23 protein-coding genes are annotated in these 23403 nt (G+C 67.1%); 12 read left to right on the top strand and 11 right to left on the bottom strand.

Features of this window, described 5'->3' with window-relative positions; all coding sequences use genetic code 11:
- Window positions 1-96: 96 nt before the first annotated feature.
- Entirely contained in the window at window positions 97-1359 is a 1263-nt protein-coding gene (locus ASE52_RS00980) for a phospholipase D-like domain-containing protein (RefSeq protein WP_057225050.1), read from the bottom strand.
- A gap of 180 nt (window positions 1360-1539) precedes the next feature.
- Between ASE52_RS00980 and ASE52_RS00975 the strand changes: the two genes are divergently transcribed.
- Together ASE52_RS00975 and ASE52_RS00970 are read left to right on the top strand one after the other, a co-directional pair.
- Window positions 1540-2466 carry a M23 family metallopeptidase gene (locus ASE52_RS00975; RefSeq protein WP_057223089.1) on the top strand — a complete coding sequence of 309 codons (927 nt, stop codon included), beginning with the start codon at window positions 1540-1542 and terminating at the stop codon, window positions 2464-2466.
- Window positions 2467-2541: 75 nt separating this feature from the next.
- A complete protein-coding gene (locus ASE52_RS00970) occupies window positions 2542-3078 on the top strand; it encodes a pseudouridine synthase (RefSeq protein WP_010460335.1) in 537 nt (178 codons plus the stop codon).
- A gap of 10 nt (window positions 3079-3088) precedes the next feature.
- On the opposite strand, the gene ASE52_RS00965 is transcribed toward ASE52_RS00970, so the two are convergent.
- Entirely contained in the window at window positions 3089-3802 is a 714-nt protein-coding gene (locus ASE52_RS00965; protein WP_057223087.1) for a glutathione S-transferase family protein, read from the bottom strand.
- Window positions 3799-4407 carry a glutathione transferase GstA gene (gene gstA, locus ASE52_RS00960; RefSeq protein ID WP_057223086.1) on the bottom strand — a complete coding sequence of 203 codons (609 nt, stop codon included), beginning with the start codon at window positions 4405-4407 and terminating at the stop codon, window positions 3799-3801. The genes ASE52_RS00965 and gstA overlap by 4 nt, the downstream gene beginning before the upstream one ends.
- Window positions 4408-4534: 127 nt before the next feature.
- On the opposite strand from gstA, the gene ASE52_RS00955 reads away from it, so the two are divergent.
- Window positions 4535-5425: a LysR family transcriptional regulator gene (locus ASE52_RS00955; protein WP_057223085.1), complete on the top strand. Its 891-nt coding sequence runs from the start codon at window positions 4535-4537 to the stop codon at window positions 5423-5425.
- Between the two features lie 220 nt (window positions 5426-5645).
- Here the strand turns inward: ASE52_RS00955 and ASE52_RS00950 are convergent, their stop codons facing one another.
- Window positions 5646-6671: an NAD(P)H-binding protein gene (locus tag ASE52_RS00950; protein WP_198928045.1), complete on the bottom strand. Its 1026-nt coding sequence runs from the start codon at window positions 6669-6671 to the stop codon at window positions 5646-5648.
- Window positions 6672-6754: 83 nt separating this feature from the next.
- On the opposite strand from ASE52_RS00950, the gene ASE52_RS00945 reads away from it, so the two are divergent.
- Together ASE52_RS00945 and ASE52_RS00940 are read left to right on the top strand one after the other, a co-directional pair.
- Complete coding sequence (locus ASE52_RS00945) at window positions 6755-7402, top strand: TetR/AcrR family transcriptional regulator (protein WP_241776889.1); 648 nt, start codon at window positions 6755-6757, stop codon at window positions 7400-7402.
- A gap of 117 nt (window positions 7403-7519) precedes the next feature.
- Window positions 7520-8107 carry a dihydrofolate reductase family protein gene (locus ASE52_RS00940; protein ID WP_057223082.1) on the top strand — a complete coding sequence of 196 codons (588 nt, stop codon included), beginning with the start codon at window positions 7520-7522 and terminating at the stop codon, window positions 8105-8107.
- Between the two features lie 82 nt (window positions 8108-8189).
- Here the strand turns inward: ASE52_RS00940 and ASE52_RS00935 are convergent, their stop codons facing one another.
- Window positions 8190-8627 (bottom strand): Lrp/AsnC family transcriptional regulator, encoded by a 438-nt coding sequence (locus ASE52_RS00935; RefSeq protein ID WP_010460322.1) that lies wholly within the window; start codon window positions 8625-8627, stop codon window positions 8190-8192.
- A 139-nt stretch (window positions 8628-8766) separates the two neighbouring features.
- Here ASE52_RS00935 and ASE52_RS00930 point away from each other — a divergent pair, with 139 nt between their 5' ends.
- The gene (locus ASE52_RS00930; RefSeq protein WP_057223081.1) at window positions 8767-9315 is read left to right on the top strand and encodes an alpha/beta hydrolase; all 549 of its coding nucleotides are present in this window, start codon (window positions 8767-8769) and stop codon (window positions 9313-9315) included.
- Between the two features lie 30 nt (window positions 9316-9345).
- Here ASE52_RS00930 and ASE52_RS00925 read toward each other — a convergent pair whose 3' ends face one another.
- Window positions 9346-9834, bottom strand: a complete 489-nt coding sequence (locus tag ASE52_RS00925) for a DUF2242 domain-containing protein (RefSeq protein WP_241776940.1) — start codon at window positions 9832-9834, stop codon at window positions 9346-9348.
- Between the two features lie 394 nt (window positions 9835-10228).
- Window positions 10229-12271 (bottom strand): tail fiber domain-containing protein, encoded by a 2043-nt coding sequence (locus ASE52_RS00920; RefSeq protein ID WP_082606718.1) that lies wholly within the window; start codon window positions 12269-12271, stop codon window positions 10229-10231.
- 459 nt (window positions 12272-12730) lie between these two features.
- On the opposite strand from ASE52_RS00920, the gene ASE52_RS00915 reads away from it, so the two are divergent.
- Window positions 12731-13168: a thermonuclease family protein gene (locus ASE52_RS00915; RefSeq protein WP_057223077.1), complete on the top strand. Its 438-nt coding sequence runs from the start codon at window positions 12731-12733 to the stop codon at window positions 13166-13168.
- 25 nt (window positions 13169-13193) lie between these two features.
- Here ASE52_RS00915 and ASE52_RS00910 read toward each other — a convergent pair whose 3' ends face one another.
- A complete protein-coding gene (locus tag ASE52_RS00910) occupies window positions 13194-14897 on the bottom strand; it encodes a flagellinolysin (RefSeq protein ID WP_057223076.1) in 1704 nt (567 codons plus the stop codon).
- Between the two features lie 283 nt (window positions 14898-15180).
- Between ASE52_RS00910 and ASE52_RS00905 the strand changes: the two genes are divergently transcribed.
- From ASE52_RS00905 to ASE52_RS00895, 3 genes are all read left to right on the top strand, one after another.
- Complete coding sequence (locus ASE52_RS00905; protein ID WP_057223075.1) at window positions 15181-16461, top strand: MFS transporter; 1281 nt, start codon at window positions 15181-15183, stop codon at window positions 16459-16461.
- A gap of 169 nt (window positions 16462-16630) precedes the next feature.
- Window positions 16631-18259, top strand: coding sequence for a DUF1800 domain-containing protein (locus ASE52_RS00900; protein ID WP_057223073.1), 1629 nt, complete (start codon window positions 16631-16633; stop codon window positions 18257-18259).
- 10 nt (window positions 18260-18269) lie between these two features.
- Window positions 18270-19526: a DUF1501 domain-containing protein gene (locus ASE52_RS00895; protein WP_057223072.1), complete on the top strand. Its 1257-nt coding sequence runs from the start codon at window positions 18270-18272 to the stop codon at window positions 19524-19526.
- Between the two features lie 103 nt (window positions 19527-19629).
- Here ASE52_RS00895 and ASE52_RS00890 read toward each other — a convergent pair whose 3' ends face one another.
- The gene (locus ASE52_RS00890; protein ID WP_010460305.1) at window positions 19630-20547 is read right to left on the bottom strand and encodes a DHHA1 domain-containing protein; all 918 of its coding nucleotides are present in this window, start codon (window positions 20545-20547) and stop codon (window positions 19630-19632) included.
- A gap of 137 nt (window positions 20548-20684) precedes the next feature.
- On the opposite strand from ASE52_RS00890, the gene ASE52_RS00885 reads away from it, so the two are divergent.
- On the top strand, window positions 20685-21149 hold the full coding sequence (locus ASE52_RS00885; RefSeq protein ID WP_057223070.1) for a TerB family tellurite resistance protein: 465 nt from the start codon (window positions 20685-20687) through the stop codon (window positions 21147-21149).
- Between the two features lie 109 nt (window positions 21150-21258).
- On the opposite strand, the gene ASE52_RS00880 is transcribed toward ASE52_RS00885, so the two are convergent.
- Complete coding sequence (locus tag ASE52_RS00880) at window positions 21259-21594, bottom strand: ankyrin repeat domain-containing protein (RefSeq protein WP_057223068.1); 336 nt, start codon at window positions 21592-21594, stop codon at window positions 21259-21261.
- 157 nt (window positions 21595-21751) lie between these two features.
- The gene (locus ASE52_RS00875) at window positions 21752-22345 is read right to left on the bottom strand and encodes a DUF6151 family protein (RefSeq protein WP_010460297.1); all 594 of its coding nucleotides are present in this window, start codon (window positions 22343-22345) and stop codon (window positions 21752-21754) included.
- Window positions 22346-22554: 209 nt separating this feature from the next.
- Here ASE52_RS00875 and ASE52_RS00870 point away from each other — a divergent pair, with 209 nt between their 5' ends.
- Window positions 22555-23349 (top strand): pseudouridine synthase, encoded by a 795-nt coding sequence (locus ASE52_RS00870; RefSeq protein WP_057223066.1) that lies wholly within the window; start codon window positions 22555-22557, stop codon window positions 23347-23349.
- The last annotated feature ends 54 nt before the right edge of the window (window positions 23350-23403 follow it).

Below are 23403 nucleotides of genomic sequence, written 5' to 3'. Positions count from 1 at the left end.
GTTCAATATCTTGGCGCGATGGCATCAATAACTATATTTTTGATAGCACATAGCGCTCAACCTACAAGCACCAGGAACCGATTTTTCGAATTTTCATCACAACTGCGAGCGCAGCCAGCCCGTCAGTTTCTCGTGCGCTTTCTCCCGCAGCGGCCGGTCCCGCCAGGCCTCGTAGGTCACGCGGCGTGACCGCTTGAGGTCGTCTTCAAACACCTGTGTCTGGCGCTGCGCAAACATTGCGTCGTACACATTGAGGTTGGCCTCGTCGTTCAGGCGGAACGACCGGTTGTCAAAATTGGTGGAGCCCACCGACACCAGCAGCTGGTCCACGATCATGACCTTGCAGTGGTACATGGTGGGTCCGTATTCATAAATCTCGGCGCCCGCCTGCAGCAGCGGGCCCCAAGTGGCGCGGGATGCGGCCTTTACGGTTTCGGTGTCGGTGTGTTCGCCAGGGGTCACCAAGCGTACGCGCACGCCGCGCGCCAGGGCGTCCATGAGCAGTTTGTGGGTCAGTTCATCGGGCACGAAATACGCTACCGACAAATCCAGGCTGCGCTCGGCCGCCGTGATGGCTAGGTGGTACATGAGCTGCATGCTCTCGCTGCCGCTCGACGGCGAGCTGGAGAACATCTGCGCCTTTTGCGTGCCCGCCGCAGCGATGGCTGGAAAATACGCCTCGCCATGCAGCACCTTGCCGGTGACCTTGAGCCAGTTGTCCAAAAACGTGGCCTGCATCTGCGCCACGGCGGGGCCGCGCACCAGGTAGTGCGAGTCGCGCCAGTGCTCCGGGTCTTGCGCGTGGCCTGTCCACTCGGGCGCAATGCCGACCCCGCCGGTAAAACCCACCTGCCCATCCACCACCAGCAGCTTGCGGTGCGTGCGGTTGTTCAGGCGCGCCAGGTTGTACCAGTGCGGTTTGTGGAATTTTTCGATCTGCACCCCGGCCTCTTTCATCTCGGCCAGGTAGCTCTCTTCCATCTTGGCGCTGCCCACCCAGTCAAGCAGCACATGCACCGGCACGCCGGCGCGGGCGCGTTCGCTCAGGGCGTCGGCAAACTGCTTGCCGATGTCGCCCGACCAGTAGATGTAGGTTTCGAAGGTGACGCTTTTTTGCGCGGCCTGGATGGCGGCCAGCATGGGCGGAAAGATCTGGTCGCCATTGAGCAACTCGGTCACCTTGTTGCCACCCACGATGCCCGGGCCCAGCAGGCTGCCCAGGGCGCGCTCGAACTGAGGGTGGGCGGTGCTGTACAGGCGCGGCAGTTGTTGCTGCACCTTCTTCTCGCCCGCCGTGAAGTTGAGCGCCAGCAACACCAGTGCGCCCGTGGCCAGGGCCGTGAGAAGAACAGTGAGCATGGTGGAACGGCGGCGGTGGGCGGCTTTCGGCATGGCGCGATGGTAGGCGGCGCCCTGTGGGCGCAATGTAGGCGGACGCCGCCAACGCCGGGGGCACAATTGCCGGTGTTGGTCGCGACAGCGGTCGCGTCACCCCCGCCCCCCAAACACATCCCGCTGCATATTTGCCGTTGCCCTGCCGTGTCTGAATCTGCCCGCCCTGCCTTCGTCCACCCCGCCCTCCCCATCAATCGTCGCAGCGTCCTGGTGGGCGCGGCGGGCCTTCTGGCGCAGCCCGCCATGCTGGGACTGCTGCACGCCAAGCCCTTGCCACCCGCGCCCACGGTGTGGCCTCAGGCGCTGCAGGTGCCAGGGGGCGTGGCACGGCTGTCGCTCGGGCCCGCGGCCACGCGGCCGGTGGCGCAGGTGCGCCAGGGCGATGTGGATGTGCCGCTGCGGGTGGTGGGCGATGCCATCGAATGGACGGCCATCGTGGGCATCCCGCTGGCCGCCGCACCCGGCGATGCGTTCATCACCGTGTTGGCCGAAGGCGGCGGCAGCCCGCGCCTGGTGCACTACACCGTGGCACACAAGCAGTACAAAGAGCAGCACCTGCAGGTGTCGCCGCGCACGGTGGACCTCTCGCCCGAGGACCAGGCACGCTACGAGCGCGAGCGCGACCACCAGGCCGGGGTCATGGCCACCTTCACCGAGCAGCCTGCGGGCCAGGCGCAGCCATCACTGCGCATGCGCGTGCCGGTACCAGGGCGGCGCTCCAGCTCGTTCGGGCTGCGGCGCGTGTTCAATGGCCAGCCGCGCAATCCGCACAGCGGCATGGACATCGCCGCCGCCACGGGCACCCCCATCGTGGCGCCGCTGCCGGGCCGCGTGATCGACGTGGGCGACTACTTTTTCAACGGCGGCACGGTGTGGCTGGACCATGGCCAGGGCTTGCTGACGATGTATTGCCACCTGAGCAGCATGGACGTGCGCGTGGGCGATGTGCTGCAGGCGGGCGAGGCCTTCTGCAAGGTGGGCGCCACCGGCCGCGTGACCGGCCCGCACCTGCACTGGGGCGTGATGCTGAACCGCACCATGGTGGACCCGGCGCTGTTCATCCCCGCATAACTACCATTTTGATAGCTGCTTGCGCTTGATGGACAAGCGCTAGCAGCCAATTTCATTCAAAACATCACTCCCCGCATGACCTCGCGCCTGATCCGCTTCAACAAACCCTATGGCGTGCTGAGCCAGTTCACCGCGGAAGGCAAGTGGCAGGGCCTCAAGGACTACATCGACCTGCCCGGCGTGTATGTGGCGGGGCGGCTGGATGCCGACAGCGAAGGGCTGCTGCTGCTCACGAACGACGGCCCGCTGCAGGCCCGCATTGCCGACCCGCGCTTCAAGATGGAGAAAACCTACTGGGTGCAGGTGGAAGGCATCCCCAGTGATACCGCGCTGGCCGCGCTGCGCAGCGGCGTGGTGCTGAACGACGGCCCCACCCTGCCCGCCCGTGCACGCCTTCTGGAGCCCGCGCCTGCCGTGTGGCCGCGCAACCCGCCCATCCGCGAGCGCAAGGCCATCCCTACCGCGTGGATCGAACTCGTCATCCGCGAAGGCCGCAACCGCCAGGTGCGGCGCATGACGGCCGCCGTGGGCCACCCCACGCTGCGGCTCATCCGCGCGGCCATCGGGCCCTACACGCTCGACGGGCTGGCGCCGGGCACCTGGGCCGATTGAATCGAGGCAGCTACGCCGCCACGGTATCCATGCGGCGCGACAGTGCCGATCCACGCGCACGCAGGAAGGCACGCAGCCCCTCGGCATAGTCCGCGCCCACGGCCTGCTGCACCGAAGCGCGCGCGGCCAGCGCAGCGCGCCAGTGCAGCACACGCGGCAAGCCTTGCCAGAGCCCCAGGTCATCCACGCCCGGCAACGTGTCAATGACGTCGAAGTACCGGAACACGGGGCCGAACACCACGTCCACCATGCCGAAGTCCAGCCCCGCAAAGTACGGCCCCGGCCCGCTGAATTCACCCAAGGCATCTTCAAGCTGCACGAAGCGGCTACGCAACTCCTGCGCGCGGGCCTGCAGCGCGGCTTCATCCGGCGCAGCGTAAAAAGCGCCGATGGTGTTGAGCACCGTGGAGCCAAATTCCATCCACGCACGGTGGCGGGCGCGCTGCAGCGGGTCCTGCGGGTGCAGTGTGGGCATGGCGACCTCGTCCAGGTACTCGCAGATCACCGCCGACTCGAACAGGCTCTGGCCGCGCACCTGCAGCACGGGCGTCTTGCCCAGCGGCGAGAGGGCCACGAACCAGTCGGGTTTGCGCGCCAGGTCAATGGTGCGGCGCTCGAACGGGAGTCCCTTCTCGTGCAGCACGATGGCCACGCGCTGCACATAGGGGCACAGTGCATGCGAGACCAGCGTGAGCGCTGGCACAGCGGCCACCTCTGCGCTCACGATGCCAGCCCCTCGGCACGCAGCGCGGCCTGCACCTGCGGGCGGGCCGCCACGCGCGCCATCCAGGCCTGCAGGTGCGGGTAGGCCGTGAGCGGCATGCCCAGCAGGTGGGACCAGTTGACGATGGTGAAGCCATACGCATCGGCCACGCTGTACGCGCCCGCCAGGAAGTCGCTGTGCGAGAGCACGCCATCCATCTCCACAAAACGCGCGGCCAGCTTGGCCTTGGCGGCCTGGCGCGTGGAGTCGGCCGTCTCCTTGTGCCACAGCCAGGGGCTGAAGCCCTTGTGCAGCTCGGTGCTGATGAAGGTGAGCCATTCCAGCACGGCCAGGCGCTCGCGCGAGCCGGGCTTGCCGATCAGCGCCTGCGCCGGGTCCAGGTCGGCCACGTACTGCAGCAGCGCCGCGCCTTCGGTGTGGCGCGACTGGTCGGCCAGCTCCAGCAGGGGCACATAGCCACGCGGCGAAATGTCGAGGTAGCTGGCACCGGTCTCGGTGGTGTGGTGGGCCAAATCGACCTTGATCAGGTCGAAGGGAACACCCACCTCGCGCAGGGCGATGTGGATGGCCAACGAGCAGGCACCGGGGGCGTAGTAGAGCTTCATGGGGGGCAGGTCTTTCTGTGCAAAAAAGAAGGTGGGAGGTGTCGCCCCTTGGCACCCATCGGTACCTATTTGTATGCGGCGACAGGCAGAATTTATGATTGCATCAACGCAAACAAAATACGCATCTATGAAATCATCCATTGCACCTGCGCAATACCAACTGGGTGCTGCCGAGCTGGAGGTGCTGCTGGCCATGGCGCGCACCGGCACGTTGGCGGCGGCCGGGGAGCGGCTGGGCGTGGATGCGTCCACGGTGTTCCGAGCCATCCAGCGCATCGAACGTGGGCTGGGGCAGCCGCTGTTCGAGCGCTCGCGCGCGGGCTACCGCGCCTCGGAGCTGGCCCAGGCCCTGGCAGAGCAGGCCGAGCGTGTGGAAGCTGCCCTGGAGGCCGCCCGCACCGCCGCGCAGACGCAGCCCGAGCAGGTCTCGGGCACGGTGCGCATCTCCACCACTGACACCATCCTGCAGGGCCTCATCGCCCCCGCCCTGCAGGTGCTGCAGCCCCGGCACCCGGCCCTGGTGTACGAACTGCATGCGGGCAATGAACTGGTGAGCCTGACGCGGCGCGACACCGACATCGCCGTGCGCGCCACCAAACGCCCGCCGCAGCACCTGGTGGGACGGCAACTGGGCATGATCCGCTCGGCCCTGTACACGGCGACGGCGAACGCGGTGGCGATGTCGGAGGTGGAAGCCGGCCGTGCAGCCTGGGTCGCGCCCGACGATTCCATGCCCGACCACCCCTCGGTGCGCTGGCGCAAAAAGCAGTACCCCAAGGTGCAGCCCACCTACCGTGTGAACAGCCTGCTCACCGTGCTGGACCTGGTGGCCCGGGGCGCGGGCGTGGGCGTGCTGCCCACCTTCCTGGCCCAGGGCCGCAGCGACCTGCGTCCGCTCACCGGCTCGCTGCCCGAGTGCGACAACGAGCTGTGGCTGCTCACGCACCCGGAGTCGCGCCACCTGCGGCGCATTGCGGCGGTGTATGGGCATCTGGCGGACACGGTGGCGCTGCCCTGAGAACCCGTTCAAATTCTTTTCCGGGGTCGCATTGGAGTGCAATCGGGAAGAGTGGATGCTTCGGATGCGCCGCATGGGCTCATGCCCATGCAAGCAGCTGGGGCTTCGAATCGCCCGATTTCACGCCAACCCTTCGGGCAAGTGCCTTGCCGGGCGGTCTGCGGCGTTGCGGCGCTTGCGCGACCCCGAAGAGATCTTGAACAGGTTCTGAGGGCCTGGATCAAGCAGGCAAGGCCTCTCCAAACACCTCCAGCGCCGTGCCATGCAGTGAGCGCAGCAGATCCACCGGGTCCACCGCCTGCGCCACGGCCAGCGCGCCGCTGTGTGCGTACGCAGGGGCAAGCAGGCGCTGGGCCACCTCGACCACGATGGGCGCTGTCACGGCGTAGATGTCCTGCCCGCGGACGCCAGCGGTGCGGGTCTGTCCACCCTGCACCAGCTGCACCATCAGTTCGAAGCGCTGCGCAGAGCGTCCGCTGTCGTCCGTGGCGGTGGGGGGCGGGGTGCCGGTGTCGCGGATGTCCTGCAGCGCCGAGCGGTTGAGCAGCGAGCGGATGTGGCCCACCGGCAGGTGGTGGGCGATGGTGATGACCTCGCTGAACGGAATCTCCACCATGGCCTGGCTGCCCAGGGGTGCGGCAAACGCCCAGTCCGGCACGTGCTCGGAAGGCACCAGCGGCACCAGGCGCCCTTGGGCCACCACCTGGCGCGGCACTGTGTTGCGCTCGCCTGTCTTGCGCGTGCCGGCCGTGGGCCACCAGCGGTCCAGCCCGATCGCCACGGTGATCTCGTCGATGGCGCCGGCAGATGCCAGTGCGCTGGCCAGCAGATCGGCCAGGCCACCATAGAAGGCGGCCGCCGGAATCACCACCTTGCCCGCAGCGCGGGCGGGTGCATCGAAATCGGCCAGGCTGGCTTGCGCACTCGCCTGCTCCGCCGTCACATCGATGTAGTGGCAGCCTGCCTGCAGCGCGGCCTGCGCCACCGGGGCGGCCGTGTCGAGAAAGGGGCCGGCGCAGTTGATGACCACGGCGCAGCCGGCAAAGGCATGTTCCAGGCTGGTGGGGTCAGCCAGATCGGCGACGCGCCGGGGCACGCCTGGCGCAAACACCTCGTCCAGCCGGGCGGCGTCGCGCCCCACGGCCACCACGGGCAGCCCGCGGCGCTGTGCTTCCCGCACGACAAATTGGCCGGTGTGGCCGGTGGCGCCGTAAACGGCGATGGGGCGGTGTTGTTGCGGGTTCATGGTCATCCTTTGCGTTGGGTGGGTGGTTGAAATTAACGATACAGACCTGTCTGTTTGTTGAAGATTACAGACAGGTCTGTATCATGTCAAGCATGCGCACCACAAATTCACGTTCCACCAGGGACTTCTCCCCCACCAGCGGCCCGGCCCCGGGGACCGAGCCCGCCGCCGATGTCCGCAGCCGCATCCTCGACACCGCGTCCCGGCTGTTCTACGAACGCGGCGTGCGCGCCGTGGGCGTGGACCTGGTTGTGCTGGAAGCCGCCGTGGCCAAGACGAGCCTGTACCGCTACTTCCCCACCAAGGACGATCTCATCGTGGCCTTCCTCGAGCGGGAGGATGTCGAGTTCTGGGACCAATGGGACAGCGTGGCGGCCCAGTTCGCCGACGACCCCGCCGGTGAACTGGAGGCCCACATGCGCTGGATTGGCGAGCGCCTGGCCCGCTCCAACTACCGGGGCTGCCCCCAGATCAACGTGGCCGCTGAATTTGCCGAGCAGGACCACCCCGCACGGCATGTGGCCCAGCGGCACATGCAGGCGCTGCGGGGCCGCCTGCACGACATCGCGGTGCGGTTGAAGGCACCCCGCCCCGAGCAGCTCGCCGCCCAGCTCGCGGTGGTGGTGAACGGCGCATTCGTGAGCGCCGGACTGCTCAGCGCCGAAGAAGCCACCGGCGTGCTGGTCGCGGCCGTGTTGGCCCTGCAGGCCGGTGCCCGCAGCCCGGGCTGACCCCGGGCGCACATCTGCTGCCAGGCCGTTGTCAGCAGCCCCTCTCTACAGTGCCCGCACCCGCTTCGCCTGCACCGGGCCAGCGAACGTACCCACCCTCAGAGAGGAGCCCCCACCGTGCCCCCGCAAGGCAACCACCCCCACCCCGGCAAGACCCAGTTCTACGGCGCATCCAGCCTCGACGGTTTCCTCGCCACGCCCGACCACGACCTTGGCTGGTTGCTGCAGTTTGGCGAGATCGAGGGCTCCAGCTACCCCGCTTTCATCCGCGATGTGGGTGCGCTGGCGATGGGCTCGCACACCTACGAATGGATGCTCCGGCACGCCATCGACGCAGGCCAGCCTTGGCCCTATGCGCAGCCGACGTGGGTGTTCAGCTCGCGCACGCTGCGCGCCATCCCGGGTGCCGATGTGCGCTTTGTGCAAGGTGATGTGCGGCCGGTGCACCAGGCCATGGTGCAGGCCGCAGCGGGGCGCAATGTGTGGATCGTGGGCGGGGGCGAACTGGTGGGGCGGTTTTATGACGCGGGCCTGCTGGACGAGCTGATCGTGCAGATCGCCCCCGTCACGCTGGGTGCGGGCAAGCCGTTGTTGCCGCGCCGGATCGCACAACCGGCGCTGCGCCTGCAGTCGGTCACAACGCTGGGCGGCCTCTTTGCGGAACTGAGGTACGAGGTGCCGCCAGCCCCACAACGCAACCCATAGCCGCAGTCTTATAGCTATTATTTTTATAGCGACTTACGCTTATCCATACAGCGTCAGCGGCTCTTTTGATGCAAAAATCAGCTCAATCCAGCGGCACCGCCTTGTTCACGGGGTGCGACAGCACCAAGGAGGTCGAGACGCTGCCAAACGCCGCCAGCGCATCCACCACGCGCTCCAGGTCGGCGGGCTGGCCGAAGGCACAGCGCACCACGAAGCAGTCTTCACCCGTCACGCGCACGGCGTCCAGCACTTCGGGCAGGGACTGAAAAAGCTGCACATAGCGCGGGATGTGTTCGTGCGTGGTGCGCACCCGCACCACAGCCTGCAGGCCCAGGCCCACGGCGGCCAGGTTGATGCGGGCCGCATAGCCGGCAATCACGCCCGCGTCTTCGAGCTTCTTCACGCGTTCGCTCATCGCGGGCTGCGACAGGCCGATCTGCTTGCCCAGCGCCGACAGGCTTTGCCGCGCATCGTGCTGCAGGGCCATGAGGATCTGTCGGTCTTTTTTGTCCAGCTCCACGGCGGTGCTTCCTTTGTTTTCTTGCGATGAGTTCAAGGTTTGGAGGACCGATTTCCGATGAGATCCTCTGGCCGAATCAGCGGCGGTTTCCTATCGTTGGCGGGCAGTGATGGATCTGCTTTGACAACAAGGAAGTTTGATGACGACACGACCTGTTTTGCTCATCCCGGGCATCTACAACTCGGGCCCCCAGCATTGGCAGTCATTGTGGCAAACCCGGCACGCGGGCGTGGGGCGGGTGGAACAAGCAGACTGGGACCACCCCGACTGCGACACTTGGGTGCGCACACTCGACGACGCCATTGCCACATCGCCGCAGCCCCCCATCCTGGTCGCCCACAGCCTGGGCTGCCTGGTGGCGGTGCACTGGGCCGCACGCCACCCACGGCCCGTGCATGCGCTGCTGCTGGTGGCCGTGCCGGACCCTGACGGGCCGAATTTCCCGGCCGACGCCCAAGGTTTTTCGCCACTGCCTGCCAAGCTACCCGCCCTGCCTACCCTGCCAAAACGGGTGCTGATGAGCAGCACCAGCGACCCGTATTCCACCCCTGGCTTTTCGGCGCAGTGCGCGAGCGCCTGGAACGCCGAGCACGTGGTGCTGGGCGCGCGGGGCCACCTCAATGCCGACAGCGGCCTGGGCGACTGGCCGCAGGGGTGGGCGCAGGTGGCGCGCTGGCGCAGTGAGTGACGCCTGAGACCCCCGCCCAGAGCCTCAGCTTCAACCGCCGATCGTTTGCGCCTGGTCCATCACGAGGTAGCGCTTGACCAGGTCAAAAAAGCTCTCGTAGAACGTGTCCTTGGAGATGGTCTCGCTGCCCACCTTGACCAGCGATTCGCTGCTGGCCGAAAAAGGCAGCGACACCGAGCCAATGGCGCCCACGCCCACGCTGGCCGAGTTGTTGGTCTTGCGCAGGGCATAGGTGTCCTGCAGCGCCGTCACAAAGCCCAGGCTGACCTTGCCGTCCGTGGCCTCGGGCACACACACCACGCGCACCACCATCTGCAGGTGCGATTCGGCTTCGGGCTGGAAGCTTTTTTTGCCCTCCACCAGCTCCGCCTGGTGGGTGGAGATGATGTAGCCCTGGCTCAGCAGTGCGCGGCGCGATGCCTCGCACGTCTGCTGGGGTGTAGCGTCAAACAGTCGCGAGTAGGTGGCCACCGAACCAAAGTTTTCCTGCACCCCAAACGTCTTTGCGCCCGTGGCCATGCAACCCGACAGGACCCACACTGCCGCCAGAATCCCTGCCAAGACCTGCACGGCGCGAAAACCTGAGGACCGGCGAAGGGGCCATGGTGTGCAAAGAACACTACAAGCGCCTGGGGAGTTTCTGGTTGTTACAGGAAAGCTCAAAACCGGTACTCCTTCTGGGTCATTGGTCATCATCGTTGGCGCCAGTGATAGAGGCTGCGCACCAACGGTGGTGTGAGAGGCAAAGCCGGCCACAGTTCCATGTTCCAAAAGTGCCTATTGGCGATCGGGCACAGCCGGAGCGCGCAGCATGCACCATACAGGATGGAGGCGCACCTGCGCCGGGCATCTTCACGAAAGAACGCGACGCCGCAGAAATCCGAGCGTCCACCCTGCAACCGGAAAAGCCCCGTTAGTTGCTCTTGGGCAGGGCGAGCAGTGCCTCCAGCCGCTGCAAGCGCAGGCCCAGGGTTGCCAGGGCTTCTTCTTTCGCTTTCAGGTCTTTCTGAAGGGCGTCGATCTTTTGCTGCTGCTCCACCGAGCGCTTGTCCAGCGCCTGCACGCCAGCCAGCGCCACGCCGTCTGGATCGATGGTGGCAATTTTCGTGTCGCTGTCCCCCAGGTGGAAAGCCGCCGAAAAGTCCTGCGCCATGGGACCCATGTGGCGCACCGCGCGGCCTTCGGTCTTGTAGTTCCAGGTGGTCACCGGCACCGTGCGCAGGCGCCGCAAAACGTCTTCGCCATCGACGGCGGCAAAGTTCTCTTTGAGGTTGCGGTCAGACACCGATGACCAGGACCCGCCGCCGGGGCCTACCGTGACACCTGCAGACAACCCCGAATCCGTGTAGACCGTAAAGCCACCGCTGGAGCGGAAGATGGTCTGGTTCTGGGCCGTCGGCGCCACCGCGTCGTCGCTGGAGCGGTCCGCCCAGACAAAGCTGCCGTATTGGTTGGTGCTGGACAAATAGCTCATGCGCAAGCCCGTCGTTGCCGCAGCATTGGTGTACAGATGAAAACCGCCAGCCGCCCGCACGTTGAAGGAGTTGTTCACCGGCGCCCGGAAGTAGGTTTCTGGCGAGCAGGAAACTCCGCCATCGCAAAAGGTGGGGAACGAGCGGTCCGCGAACACGAACGAACCCTGCCGCGCGTTGGTGTGCGCACCCATGCCCAGCGCCACCGACGCAAAGCCGGAGGCGACGTTGTACAAGCCCATGGCCACCGAATTGCCTTGGGCAGCCACCGTACCCTGCCCCGATGCAAAGGCATAGTCGCCCGAGGCGCGGGCGTTGTAGCCAAACGCAGTGGAATACAGGCCGATGTTGGCGTCGTCCCACTGGGTGCCGTCGATCTGCCCGGCGCGGATGGAGGCCTTCTGCGGATACCACAAGAACCGCGTGCCGCTGCCTTCGGCCGGAGCGCCTCCGGCACCGCCCGAGAAGTCCCCCACGGAGAGGATCGCGCCGTCGTTGTCCACCCGCACGCGCTCCTTGTCATGGCTTTGGCCGCCTACGTAGTTGCCGCTGGCGGACAGCGACAGCAGGGGCGTGGTGCCAGGTGAACCCAGCGTATTGGCACCGACGAGCTTGAGGTTGACCAGCGCGTTGGTGGTGCTGGCCGTCTGCTGCGAAGCTGCCGCGAACTGGACCGCACCCGTCAGATCGCCGGTTGCGCCTGTAGCCCCCGTCGCACCCGTGGCCCCGGTTGCGCCCGCAGCCCCGGCAGGGCCCACCGCGCCCGCAGGCCCAGCGGCGCCAGCAGCCCCAGCCGTACCGGCAGCGCCTGTTGCCCCGGTGGCCCCCGTGGCCCCGGTCGCCCCGGTGGCGCCCGCCAGAGCCACCACGGTCCAAACGGCAGGGCTCACCGACGGATCAACATTGGTCGAGTCGGTGGCGGATATCTGCAGGTAGGTTGAGCCGCCCTGTGTCACCAGCGCGCCGGGGGCATACAGCGTGACCGCAGACCAAGTGCCTGCGTAGCTGCCCACAAAAGAACCGGTAGCGCCGGTCGGCCCTGCAATGCCCGCAGCGCCCGTGGCACCCACTGATCCCACCGATCCCGTAGCGCCTGCAGGACCGACGGGGCCTTGCGGCCCCACAGCCCCTCCCGCGCCTGCAGCCCCGGTGGCGCCGGTCGCTCCGGCAGGCCCCGTAGGCCCGGTCGGTCCCGCCGGGCCTGTGGCCCCCACGGCTGAGGCCTGGCACGGCCCCAGCACGCCCGCCGCACCGTAGCAGACGACATTGGACACAGCGGGCGAAGCCGCGATGCCAGGGGCCGCGATGGCACCCGCCTCGTCCACGCGGAACCGGGTCTGCGTTCCGCTCGCATCCTTGATAGCGAAGCCCGATCCGGCTGCAGGCCTGATCGTGACATCTGCCGCCTGCGAGGCCGGAGCCCACAGGGCGGTTCCAAGCAGGGTAAGGAGCAACTGGCTGGCGTGAACGCGCGGAGTGGACATGAACTACAACTCTTTCTGCAGTGTTTTTTGCCTTGCGGCAGTTTCAGTGGGTGGAATACGGTGGCGGCGCCGTGCGATCGTGAACCTGACCGGAAAATGCGCCGCCAGATGGGCGTCGGGCACGGCAGCCTCCTGGCCTGCGCCCTTGCGGTCTGCTTGCGGCGCGCTGGATGCATCGACCAACAGAGATCAACTCACAGAGGCACCCGCCAGGCGAGGGCGCTGGATTTTCGCACGGCGTTGGGAGGCGGCATCCCTGGGATATCTACCGTATCCGGCATGCACTCAAGCACACCGGCAGCTCGGCACCGTTAGACGCAGAAACCCAAAAAGCTATGCTATTGATAGCTACAATCCATTAATAGTAAAGCGCCAGCGCCCGATTTAACGCAAATTCCGGCGGCCCCCCCCTGTCCTTGTGCCGAAGCGCGCCTGGGCTGCCCACTCATTGAACACCCCATGCCACTCGCTGCCTTGCTTTGCCTGGTCGTCGCCATCAGCGACGGCGACACCCTGACGGCGCGCTGCGGCGCGCCCGGCGCCTACCACCAGGTCAAGGTGCGCATCGCCGCCATCGACGCGCCCGAGTCGCGCCAGGCGTTCGGTCAGAAGTCGCGGCAGAACTTGGCACGCCTGTGCTTCAGGCAGCGCGCCGCGCTGCAACCGGTGGACGAAGACAGCTATGGCCGCACGGTGGCCAATGTGCGCTGCGGTGGCGCCGATGTGGCCACGGCCCAGGTGCGCGCGGGCCTGGCCTGGGTGTACACGCCCTATGCAGCCGCGCATCCGCACCTGGCACCGCTGCAGCGGCAGGCGCGCAGCGGCGGCGCGGGCCTGTGGTCGCAGCGGCGCCCACTGGCCCCGTGGGACTATCGGCACCGGCACAGCCAGCGTTGACGACAGGCGGCTCCTGGAGAGTGGATCAGCTGCGCAGCAGCGCCAGCACGCCCTGGGGCATCTGGTTGGCCTGCACCACCATGGCGTTGCCCGCCTGCTGCAGGATCTGCTGGCGGGCCAGGCTGGCGGTCTCTACCGCGAAATCCGTGTCGACAATGCGCGAGCGGCTGGCGGACAGGTTTTCGCTGCCGATCTGCAGGTTGGCAATGGCCGATTCCAGGCGCGAGGACTGGGCGCCGATGACAGCGCGCTGGCTGTTCACGTAATCCAGCGCGCGGTCCACCGACACGATGGTCTGCGCGGCCGACGTGGTGACATCCAGCGTGTTGCGCAGCCCCATGGCCCCCAGGCCCACAGCACCCACGCGGGTCTCCAGCGTCTGGTTGGCATTGGCGCCCACCTGGAACACCTTGGTGCTGATCGCGCTGCCAGAGGTCGCAATGTTTTCGTACGTCTCGGTAAAGCCCTGCAGCGCGTCTTTGCCCGAACGGCTTCCCTGGTTGGGGATGGCCGCCTTGGCATCGCGCACCATGCCACCGTCCACGTCGGCACCGCCAATGGCGCCGGTGTCGGCATTGTTCAAATCAAACGTGCCGATGAAGGCCGCGCCATTGAGCGCGAACTGCGCCAGCACGTCCGCCCCGTTGGTAAAGGCCCCTGCCGATGCGGCGGCAATGGCGGCATCCAGCGTGGCGCCGGGGTTGTTGCCCATGTAGCTGAGCACGTCCTTGATGCCCGTCCCGCCCGCGGTCTTGATGCGGTCGTGCATGTAGCGCACCGCCGAATAGCTGGCCGAGTAGAACTCGCTGGTGTTGGTGGGCCCGCCAATGGCCGCCACCACGGCCGCCACGCCGAGGTTGGCCACGTCGCCGCGCACGCGCTCGTCGGCGCCCTGGATGAACTCGGCCGAGCCTTCGGCAAACCACAGGTGGTTGCTGGTGATGTCCTGCCAGTGGGTGGACCGGGCCATCACGGCGTGCACCATTTCATGGCCGATGATGCGGTCGTTGTAGTACGGCGCGCTGCCGCCATTGGGCATGTTGGGCGGCACGAAGTCGGCCATGTCCACCTGCAGCACCAGGTTGTTGCCGCGCCCCTGCCCGTCAAAGCCGGTGACCTGCACATAGGCGGCCACGCCGCCCGCGTTGTCGGTGAAGCCGGTGTAGCGGATGTCCAGTGCCGCGCCATCCGCCTCGATGCCGTAGTAGCTGCGGATGAGGTTCTCGCTGCTCTCCAGCCAGCTGCCGGCACTGGTCAGGCCATCGAACACGGCCAGCAGGTTCTCGTCGCCCACCACGCTGGCCTCGGAGCGGTCGAACACGTCCATGCCATTGAACTGCGTGGTGCGCCCGGTGCGGTCGATCTCCTGCGCCAGCCGCGTGACCTCGGCCTGGATGGCCTGCCGGTCGGCCGCGCTGTTGGTGTCGTTGGCTGCCTGCACGGCCAGCTCACGGATGCGCTGCAGGCTGGCCGTGACACTCTGCAACGCTCCCTCGGCCGTCTGCATGAGCGACACGCCGTCGTTGGCATTGCGCACCGCCTGGTTGAGCCCCCGGATCTGCGAAGTGAACCGCTCGGAGATCGCCAGGCCCGCCGCATCGTCCTTGGCACTGTTGATGCGCAAGCCCGAGGACAGGCGCTGCACGGTCGTGGCCATGTCGCTCTGCGCACCGCCAAGCCGGCGCTGCGCATTCAGCGACATCACATTGGTGTTGATCGTCAACGCCATGGCACGCCCCGGGGACTCCTGGTCAAAGTAGATGAATAAATAGACAAACGGTAAAAACCGGGCGAAGCGGCACGCCCAGCCCCACGCAGCAGCAGCGCCCAGGCCGGAAACCCGCTTCTTCCTCTCTGCCTTATCGGCGGGCCAGGGCAAAACCTGAAGGCCCGTTTCTGCGGGTCTTTCCCCAAGCGCTCAGCGTGCAGGCGGCACAACCGCTAGCATCCAAGGGTCTTTCCCATCTGGCCCCACAGCACGCGCTGCCCCGGGCCGAGCCCGCTCCGTTTTCATGACAGTCCCCCATTCCCCCCCTGCAGCACCCGATGCCGAGACCTCCAGCGTCTACGGCCACTCCGGCTTCATTTCCTTTCTGATCGCCCGCGTGGTGGCCGTGGTGGCCACCCAGGTGCAGGCCGTGGTGGTGGCCTGGCAGGTGTATGACCTCACGCGCGAACCGCTGGCACTGGCCTATGTGGGCCTGGCGCAGTTCCTGCCCATGCTGTGCCTGCTGCTGCCAGCGGGTGACCTGATCGACCGCTTTGACCGCAGGCGCATCCTGGCGCTCGCCTGGTCGGTGGGCGCGGTGTGCAGTGCGTTGCTGTGGTGGCTGGCGGGCCATGGGGCCAGCGGCGTGGCGGGCATCTATGCGGTGCTGGTGCTGTACGGCTGCGCACGCGCTTTTTCGGGCCCGGCCATGCAGAGCCTGCTGCCGCAGATCGTGCCGCGCGGCCAGCTCGCGCAGGCCATCGCCGCCAACAGCATGCTGATGCGCGTGGCCAGCATTGGTGGGCCGTTGCTTGGCGGGCTGCTGTATGCGCTGGGCGGCGGCGAGCTGACCTATGCCGTGTGCTGCGCGTGTTTTGTGCTGGGCGTGGTGTTGCTGCTGCGCGTGGTCGTGGCGCACGCCACGGCGCCCGGCCCCGCGCAAGGCACGATGTGGCAGCGTTTTGGCGCGGGCATCACCTTCATCCGCACCCGGCCCATCATCCTGGGCACCATCTCGCTGGATCTGTTTGCCGTGCTGCTGGGTGGCGTGGTGGCCTTACTGCCCATCTATGCGCAAGAAGTGCTGCACGTGGGCCCCGCCGGCCTGGGCGCACTGCGCAGTGCCATGGCCGTGGGTGAGGTGGGTGCAGGGCTGTACCTGAGCATGCGCCCCTTCAACCGCCATGTGGGGCGCACCATGTTCATCGCAGTGGCCGTGTTCGGCGTGGCCAATCTGGTGTTTGCGCTGTCCACACTGTTTTGGCTGTCGTTTGCGGCGCTGCTGGTGGCGGGCGCGGCCGACATGGTGAGCGTGTACATCCGGGGGGCGCTGGTGCAGTTCTCCACGCCCGACACCATGCGCGGGCGGGTGAATGCGGTGAACATGCTGTTCATCGGCTCATCCAACGAACTGGGCGAGTTCCGCGCCGGTACCAGCGCGTCATGGTTTGGCGTGGTGCCCGCTGCCGTCGTGGGCGGCCTGTGCACGCTCGGGGTAGTGGGCGGCTGGATGCTGGCGTTCCAGACCCTGCGCAAGGTGGACCGTTTTGAAGAGGCCGCACAGGCCACGGGCGCAGCGCCATAGCACTGAGAACCTGTTCTAAGACGATCGTGCCTGGGGGTTTGGAGATACCCCTCGATACATCCTCCCTGGCGTTTGTGTCGCGCAGGTAAAACCCGCCGTGCGGGCTTGCATGCGGGTGGTGGCGCCGGCACCATGCGGACAGCCATTTGCCGGCTGCCCGCGAGGCTCCATGACCCCCACTTACCCACTGCACCTCCACCGCCGCACCCTGCTGCTCGGCCTGGCGGGTTGCGCCGTCTTTGGCGCCCCACTTGCCACACAGGCCGCGCCCCTCGCAGCCGCAGTGCCCAATACAACGGGCCCGGGCACCTGGAGCGCGGCCGACGAACCCACCCTGGCCCGCCTGCTGGACCGCGTGACCTGGGGCTGCACCGTGTCGGGCACGCAGGCCCTGGGCGCTATGGGCATTGGCGCCTACCTGGCGGCGCAACTGCGCCCGGGTGCCAACGCCGCGCTGCCCCGCGAGGCCCAGGCGCAGATCGACGCCATGGCCATCTCGCGCACCCCCATTGAAACGCTGGCGGCAGATATGGACGCCCGCAACCGTGCGGCCAAGGCCAGGCCCACCGAGGACGAACGCAAGGCCGCGCTGAAGGACTGGCAACAGGACATGCGCGCCCTGCAGCAGGAAGCCGCTGCGCGTTTTGTGCTGCGCGCGCTGTATTCGCCCGCCCAGCTGCGCGAAAAGATGACCTGGTTCTGGATGAACCACTTCAACGTGTTCGCGGGCAAGGGCAGCCTGCGCGCACTGGTGGGCGACTACGAAGAGCGCGCCGTGCGCCCCCATGCGCTGGGCCGATTTCGCGACCTGCTGGGTGCCACCGTGCGCCACCCGGCCATGCTGCGCTACCTGGACAACGCACAGAACGCCGCCGGCCGCATCAACGAAAACTACGCCCGCGAGCTGATGGAGCTGCACACGCTGGGCGTGGACGGTGGCTACAGCCAGCAGGACGTGCAGGAGCTGGCGCGCGTGCTGACCGGCGTGGGCGTAGCGCAGCGCCCGCCCGGCGAAGAGCCCCCGCGCATCAAGCCCGCACTGCGCCGCCACTACGTGCGCCAGGGGCTATTTGAGTTCAACCCTCAGCGCCACGACTGGGACCCCAAGACACTGCTGGGCCAACCCTTGCGCGCCGAAGGCCTGGCCGAGGTGGACGAGGCGCTGGACCGCCTGGCGCGCGCCCCGGCCACCGCGCGCTTCATCACGCGCAAGATCGCGCTCTTTTTGGTGGGTGATAACCCGCCCCCTGCGCTGCTGCAGGCACTGGCCCGCAGCTTTGAACGCACCGATGGCGACATTGCTGCCGTGCTGGAAACGCTCTTCAACACGCCAGACTTTCGCGCATCGCTGGGCCAGCGTTTTCGCGACCCGGTGCACTACGTGCTGGCGGGCCTGCGCCTGGCGCACGGCGACGCTGTACTGCCCGGCACCGAGCCTGCGTTGGGCTGGCTGCAGCGCCTGGCCGAGCCCCTGTACGGCCGCGCCACGCCCGACGGCTACCCGCTGGACGCTGCGGCATGGAAGGGCTCGGGACAGATGTCCACCAGGTTCGAGATCGCACGCGCCATCGGTGCCGGGGTGGCCACCACCCCCATGCCCACCCCGCGCGAGAAGGAGATGAGGATGGCCGAGCAGTCCGCATCGCAGCGCACGCCCCCGCCGCTGGCGCAGAGTGCCTATGTGCGCGCCCTGCAGTCCACCTGGTCGGCCGCCACGCGCAATGCGCTGGCACAGGCGGCGTCGCCGCGCGAGTGGAACTTGCTGTTCCTCGCATCTCCGGAATTCATGCACGGCTGAGGAGATCACGATGCAACGCAGACACCTTCTTCAAGCCCTGGGCGCCAGCGCCCTCGGCGTGTACAGCGCCAGCGCGATGGCTGCCCCCCGCGCCCAGGACGCGCGCTTTCTGCTCGTGTTCCTGCGCGGTGGCTATGACTGCGCCAGCTTGCTTGTGCCCACGGCCAGCAGCTACTACTACGAGACGCGCCCGAACATCGCCATCGCCCGACCCGGGCAGGACGGCGGCGCGCTGGAGCTCACGGCCGACTGGGGCCTGCACCCTGCGCTGGCTCCATCGTTGCTGCCGCTGTACCAAAAGCGCCAGCTGGCCTTTGTGCCGTTTGCGGGCACGGACGACCTCTCGCGCAGCCACTTCGATACTCAGGACAGCATGGAGCTGGGCCAGCCGCTGGGCGGTCGGCGCGACTTCCGATCGGGCTTTCTGAACCGGCTGGTGGCCGAGCTGAACCCGCGCGCAGGCTCAGATTCCACCGCCACCGCAGCAGCAGGCGACGAACGCTTGGCGCGCCTGCTGCAGGCCGTACAGCCCATGGCCTTTACCAGCACCCTGCCGCTGGTGCTGCGCGGCGCGGTGGATGTGCCCAACACGGCGCTCAGTGCGGGCGCAGGGCGAACCGGCGTGGATGCGCGGCAGGCCGAACTCATCGAATCCATGTACCGAGGCACGGCGCTGGCCACGCCTGTGAACGAAGGTTTTGCCACCCGCGATGAGGTGGCCCGCACCATGCAGGGCGAGATGGAGGCGGCCAGCCGCAACGCGCTCTCCACCAAAGGCTTCGAGGGCACGGCCCGGCGCATGGCGCGGCTGATGCAGACGCGCTACCAGCTAGGGTTTGTGGACGTGGGCGGCTGGGACACCCATGTGGCGCAGGGTGCGGCCACGGGGCCGCTGGCCAACCGTTTTGAGGAACTGGGCCGGGGCCTGGCCGGCTTTGCCGACGAGATGGGCCCGGCGTGGAAATCCACCGTGGTCGTGGTGGTCAGCGAGTTCGGCCGCACCTTCCGCGAGAACGGCAACCGGGGCACCGACCACGGCCACGGCACCGTGTTCTGGGTGCTGGGCGGCGGCGTGGGCGGCGGGCGCATTGCGGGCGAACAGCAGGCGCTCACCGCCAGCACGCTGTTCCAGAACCGCGACTACCCGGTGCTCAACGACTACCGCAGCGTGCTGGGCGGGCTGTTCGCGCGGATGTATGGGCTGAACGCCGCCGCCGTGGCACGGGTGTTTCCGGGAACGAAGGGCGCGGATCTTCGGCTTGTGTAGCCACACCCCAGCGCCCTACCTTCGATAGCTATATTTTTAATAGCTATCAGCGCTTATTCATCAAGCGCCAACAGCCATTTCTACTCAAATTTTCGCCCCAGCTTCAGGCATTGAAGGTGCCGGTCAGCAGCTCAGGCAGGCGCTCGACCTTCATCTTGAAACCGCAGGCCTGCGCATGGCCACCGCCACCCATGCTTTCGGCCAGCGCGATGCAGTCGAAGTTGCGCTGTGCGCGCAGCCCCACCTTCACGCCCTTGTCGCCCGCGCTCCACATCAGCGCAAAGGTGCCGGTCTTGGCCGAGAGGATGTCGCCCACCAGGCTGTGGAACATGCCGGGTGCGTTCACCATCAGCCCGGTGATACCGTTGAACACCAGCGGCTGCGCGCCTTCGGCAATATCGGCGCAGAGCTTGCGGTACTTCTCATCCATCGCCGCACCACGCGCCATGAACAGGGTGAGCTGCTCGGGCGTGAAGGCTGCAATCTCGCGCCAGCGGGCAAAGCCCTGCTCTTCCATGTCGAGGGCGGAAAGGAACGCCGCGCTCTCGGCAAATTCCCACTTCCAGATGTCGCGGTCTTCCACGTACTTGAACAGCGCGGGCATGGGCTCGTGCGGGTGAAAGAACTCCCACGCCAGGCGCGCGCCCGACTTGCTCATGTCGAAGTGCACCACACCGCAGCGGCAGGCAAAGCCGGTAAGCTTTTCGGCGGCGCTCTTGTGGTGGTCCAGCATCACGAGTTTGGCGGCGCGCTCGTCGATGGCGGTCATCACCTCGGTGGCAAAAGAGAAGTCCAGGATGTAGACCGCGCGGCCTTGCACGGGCGGCAGGTCGTCCACGGACTTGACATCGCCGTGGTCGAGCCCCACGTACTCGGCCTGGTCGCCGTAGTACAACCATGCGGCCAGCGCCGCGCCAAAACCATCGGGACAGTTGCGCCCGTGGTAGAGGATGAGCGGCTGGGGATCGTTCTTGTCGGGGGCAACCAGCAGTTGCAGGGGGAGGATGGTTTTCTTCGTCATGGCCTGCAATTGTCGCCGGGGTGGTGGCGCACTGCGAACGCTATATGACCAAGGTAGCCGCCTGCCCGCCTGGGAACCAAGCCCGCCCGCTTCGCCTCCACCCTCCATCACCTCGCTTTTGCCACCAGGCCACCACCATGTTCCAGACCCTCAAAGACCTGCTCGACAGCCTGATGCAGCCCAACGCAGCCCCCTCCAGCGACGAGCGCGCCCACGCAGTGCAACTGGCCGCTGCAGTGCTACTGGTGGAGGTGGTGCGGTTTGATGCCGCCATGGACCCAGCCGAGCGCACAGCCATGGTCACGGCGCTGCGCGGCAAGTTCGGGCTGGCGGACGATGAAGTGGATCGCCTGCTGGAGCTGGCCGTGAACACCTCCAAAAGCGCCTACGACTACCAGCGTTTCACCGGCAGCCTGAACGAGCACTTCACGCAGCCACAGAAAGTGCAATTGGTCGAGGCCATGTGGCAGGTGGCGTACGCCGACTCGCGCCTGGATGAAAACGAGATGCACACCATCAGCAAGGTGGCCGGGCTATTGCACGTAACGCACGGCGAATACATCGCTGCCAAGATGCGGGCGAAGGAAATAAGTCCCCCCTAATTCGCCTTCCTCCCGAGGGGGGACGCCGCCCGTGCGGTGGGGCGGCCCTTGCACGGCGGCCGCTGGCCTGGGCAGCGCGGGCTCTACCGTCTGTGGGCGGGCTTCGCCGCTACACCGGCAGCCAGCGCCACCAGAACGGCTTACGCTCTTCTCGGGCGCCCCGGGCCTGCAGCAGCGTAATGCACTCGCTGCGCTGGTAGCGGCGCGCGGCCTGCAGGGGCGTCATGTCATCAAAGTCGGACTTGAGCTCTGGGTCCGCCCCATGCGCCAGCAGGTAGTGCGCGATCTCGTTGTGGCCGTGGATGAGGCTGGCCACCAGCGGCGTGCACAAAATCTCGGGATGCTGGTAGTTGGGGTTGACGCCAGCGCTGATGTGGTGGCGCACCAGCGCCAGGTCGCCCGCCACGGCGGCGGCATACATGTCTTTCCAGTCTCCTGCCGACATGGGGTCTCCTTGTTTTGTTTTTCGGTTTGGCGAAGAGTGCAGCGCGGGTCGATGCACATGCACCCAGGCCAGGGGGCTCCACGGTAAACCGTCGGCATTCTGGCACGCCCTGGCGCATGGCTGGTGGCGCAGAGAACTACTGCACCCGGCCCAGCTGCTACACCGCTGCCATGGCCCTTTCGCGTTCGGCGGCGGACAGCACACGCACCGCCACCACGGGCACGCCAGCGGCTGTGAAGAAAGGTGTGCGGCGGTAGCTGCCATTGAAACGCGCTGCGGCAATGCGGGGCATGAAGCCCAGCAGCGCCTTCAGCTGGCTCCAGCCCGTGCGGGGCGGCGTGCCCTTGGCGCTGGCGGTCTCCAGGTGCATCTGCACTGGCACAAACGCAGGCGCAAGCGGTGCGCCGCCCGCGCGCAGGCACAGATGAACCAGGCCCACATAGGGCATGCGCCAGTCGCGCCCCGTATTGGCCAAGGGGGTGTTGCAGCAGCGCGCATACCAGCGCAGCAATCCTGCCTCAGACAGCGACACGCAGGCCAGCTGGTCGGTGCCACTGGTGAAAGACACGTTGCGGGCATGCGTGCCCACCACCTCGGTGCCGGCCAGAGCGTCCAGCACCGCGTCGGGCTGCCCCAGATGGTGGGCATAGGCCTGGCAGTCCCGGCAATAACAGATGGCGTGGATGGCGGAGCGCGTGTCGGCCACTTCGCCGACGACCTTGGCACACTGGCATTGAAAGCGATGGATCATGAAGCCCCCTCTGGTGGACCGGGAGCTTATCGCCCCTGCTGCCAGAATCTGTCAGCAGTGTGCAGGCCAAGCCATGCGGGCGCCCTGCCCTCCGCCGTGTAGTAAAAACGATGCCCCCCGATAAGCCCCAGCCCCCCGGCATCGGCCATGCCGTCGTGCGGTTGGGCCTCCGTCCGTAGTTTCTCGCGTCATTTTTTCTCTCTTCTTCCATGCCTCCTCTGCACATTCTCTGGCGCGACGAGCACCTGGTGGCCGTCTACAAGCCTGCGGGCTGGCTGGTGCACCGCACAGGGCTGGACGCGGGCGAGACGCGGTTTGTGATGCAGACCCTGCGCGACCAGCTGGGCCAGCATGTGTTCCCCGTGCACCGGCTCGACAAGGGCACCTGCGGCGTGCTGGTGATGGCGCTGCACAGCGATGCGGCGCGAGCACTGTCACAGGCCTTTGAGCACGGCGCCACGCACAAGCGCTACCTGGCCATGGTGCGCGGCTGGGCGCCCGGGGCCATCGAGGTGGACCACGCCTTGAAGCCCGACGATGCCCCGGCCGATGCGGCAGTGCAGGACGCCCACACCCGCTTTCGGCGCCTGGCGCAGCTCACGCTACCCGAAACCAGCGACGCGCGTTTTGCCACCACCCGCGCCTCGCTGGTCGAGGCCATCCCCACCACCGGGCGGCGCCACCAGATCCGCCGCCACCTCAAGCACCTGGCGCATCCCATCCTGGGCGACGCGACACACGGCAAAGGCCCCCTCAACCGCTGGTGGGCCGAGCGGCTGGGGCAGCAAAGGCTGTGGCTGCATGCGTGGCAGTTGACGGTGCCGCACCCGGTGTCGGGGGTGGCGATGACGTTTGACAGCGGGCTGCCATGGCCAGGGCTTGCTGGATGGGGTGCCGGGAAAACCACTGCAGAGGATAGAAACACCAGCCCCAGCGCCGACTGGCAACGCCTGTTTGAACGGTTGCCATGGGAAGAGACACCGAGGACGCCCGGAGCACCGTAACCCGGGCGACACGGCGACCCCACGCCCGTCGAAATAATGGGCTCTCCAAAAATC

The organism is Acidovorax sp. Root275, assembly GCF_001428965.1.
Taxonomy (GTDB): Bacteria; Pseudomonadota; Gammaproteobacteria; order Burkholderiales; family Burkholderiaceae_C; genus Acidovorax; species Acidovorax radicis.
The sequence above is the reverse complement of the archived record's forward strand: the minus strand, read 5'-3'. Positions and strand labels throughout refer to the sequence as shown.

What these genes read in the sequence shown, in the direction of transcription:
- gstA (WP_057223086.1), bottom strand. Translation starts at nt 4,407, where the DNA reads ATGAAGCTCTACTACGCCCCCGGTGCCTGCTCGTTGGCCATCCACATC.
- ASE52_RS00910 (WP_057223076.1), bottom strand. Translation starts at nt 14,897, where the DNA reads ATGGCGTTGACGATCAACACCAATGTGATGTCGCTGAATGCGCAGCGC.
- ASE52_RS00900 (WP_057223073.1), top strand. Translation starts at nt 16,631, where the DNA reads ATGACCCCCACTTACCCACTGCACCTCCACCGCCGCACCCTGCTGCTC.
- ASE52_RS00945 (WP_241776889.1), top strand. Translation starts at nt 6,755, where the DNA reads ATGTCAAGCATGCGCACCACAAATTCACGTTCCACCAGGGACTTCTCC.
- ASE52_RS00950 (WP_198928045.1), bottom strand. Translation starts at nt 6,671, where the DNA reads ATGAACCCGCAACAACACCGCCCCATCGCCGTTTACGGCGCCACCGGC.
- ASE52_RS00915 (WP_057223077.1), top strand. Translation starts at nt 12,731, where the DNA reads ATGCCACTCGCTGCCTTGCTTTGCCTGGTCGTCGCCATCAGCGACGGC.
- ASE52_RS00875 (WP_010460297.1), bottom strand. Translation starts at nt 22,345, where the DNA reads ATGATCCATCGCTTTCAATGCCAGTGTGCCAAGGTCGTCGGCGAAGTG.
- ASE52_RS00870 (WP_057223066.1), top strand. Translation starts at nt 22,555, where the DNA reads ATGCCTCCTCTGCACATTCTCTGGCGCGACGAGCACCTGGTGGCCGTC.
- ASE52_RS00930 (WP_057223081.1), top strand. Translation starts at nt 8,767, where the DNA reads ATGACGACACGACCTGTTTTGCTCATCCCGGGCATCTACAACTCGGGC.
- ASE52_RS00880 (WP_057223068.1), bottom strand. Translation starts at nt 21,594, where the DNA reads ATGTCGGCAGGAGACTGGAAAGACATGTATGCCGCCGCCGTGGCGGGC.
- ASE52_RS00895 (WP_057223072.1), top strand. Translation starts at nt 18,270, where the DNA reads ATGCAACGCAGACACCTTCTTCAAGCCCTGGGCGCCAGCGCCCTCGGC.
- ASE52_RS00970 (WP_010460335.1), top strand. Translation starts at nt 2,542, where the DNA reads ATGACCTCGCGCCTGATCCGCTTCAACAAACCCTATGGCGTGCTGAGC.
- ASE52_RS00920 (WP_082606718.1), bottom strand. Translation starts at nt 12,271, where the DNA reads ATGTCCACTCCGCGCGTTCACGCCAGCCAGTTGCTCCTTACCCTGCTT.
- ASE52_RS00925 (WP_241776940.1), bottom strand. Translation starts at nt 9,834, where the DNA reads ATGGCCACGGGCGCAAAGACGTTTGGGGTGCAGGAAAACTTTGGTTCG.
- ASE52_RS00905 (WP_057223075.1), top strand. Translation starts at nt 15,181, where the DNA reads ATGACAGTCCCCCATTCCCCCCCTGCAGCACCCGATGCCGAGACCTCC.
- ASE52_RS00890 (WP_010460305.1), bottom strand. Translation starts at nt 20,547, where the DNA reads ATGACGAAGAAAACCATCCTCCCCCTGCAACTGCTGGTTGCCCCCGAC.
- ASE52_RS00885 (WP_057223070.1), top strand. Translation starts at nt 20,685, where the DNA reads ATGTTCCAGACCCTCAAAGACCTGCTCGACAGCCTGATGCAGCCCAAC.
- ASE52_RS00980 (WP_057225050.1), bottom strand. Translation starts at nt 1,359, where the DNA reads ATGCTCACTGTTCTTCTCACGGCCCTGGCCACGGGCGCACTGGTGTTG.
- ASE52_RS00955 (WP_057223085.1), top strand. Translation starts at nt 4,535, where the DNA reads ATGAAATCATCCATTGCACCTGCGCAATACCAACTGGGTGCTGCCGAG.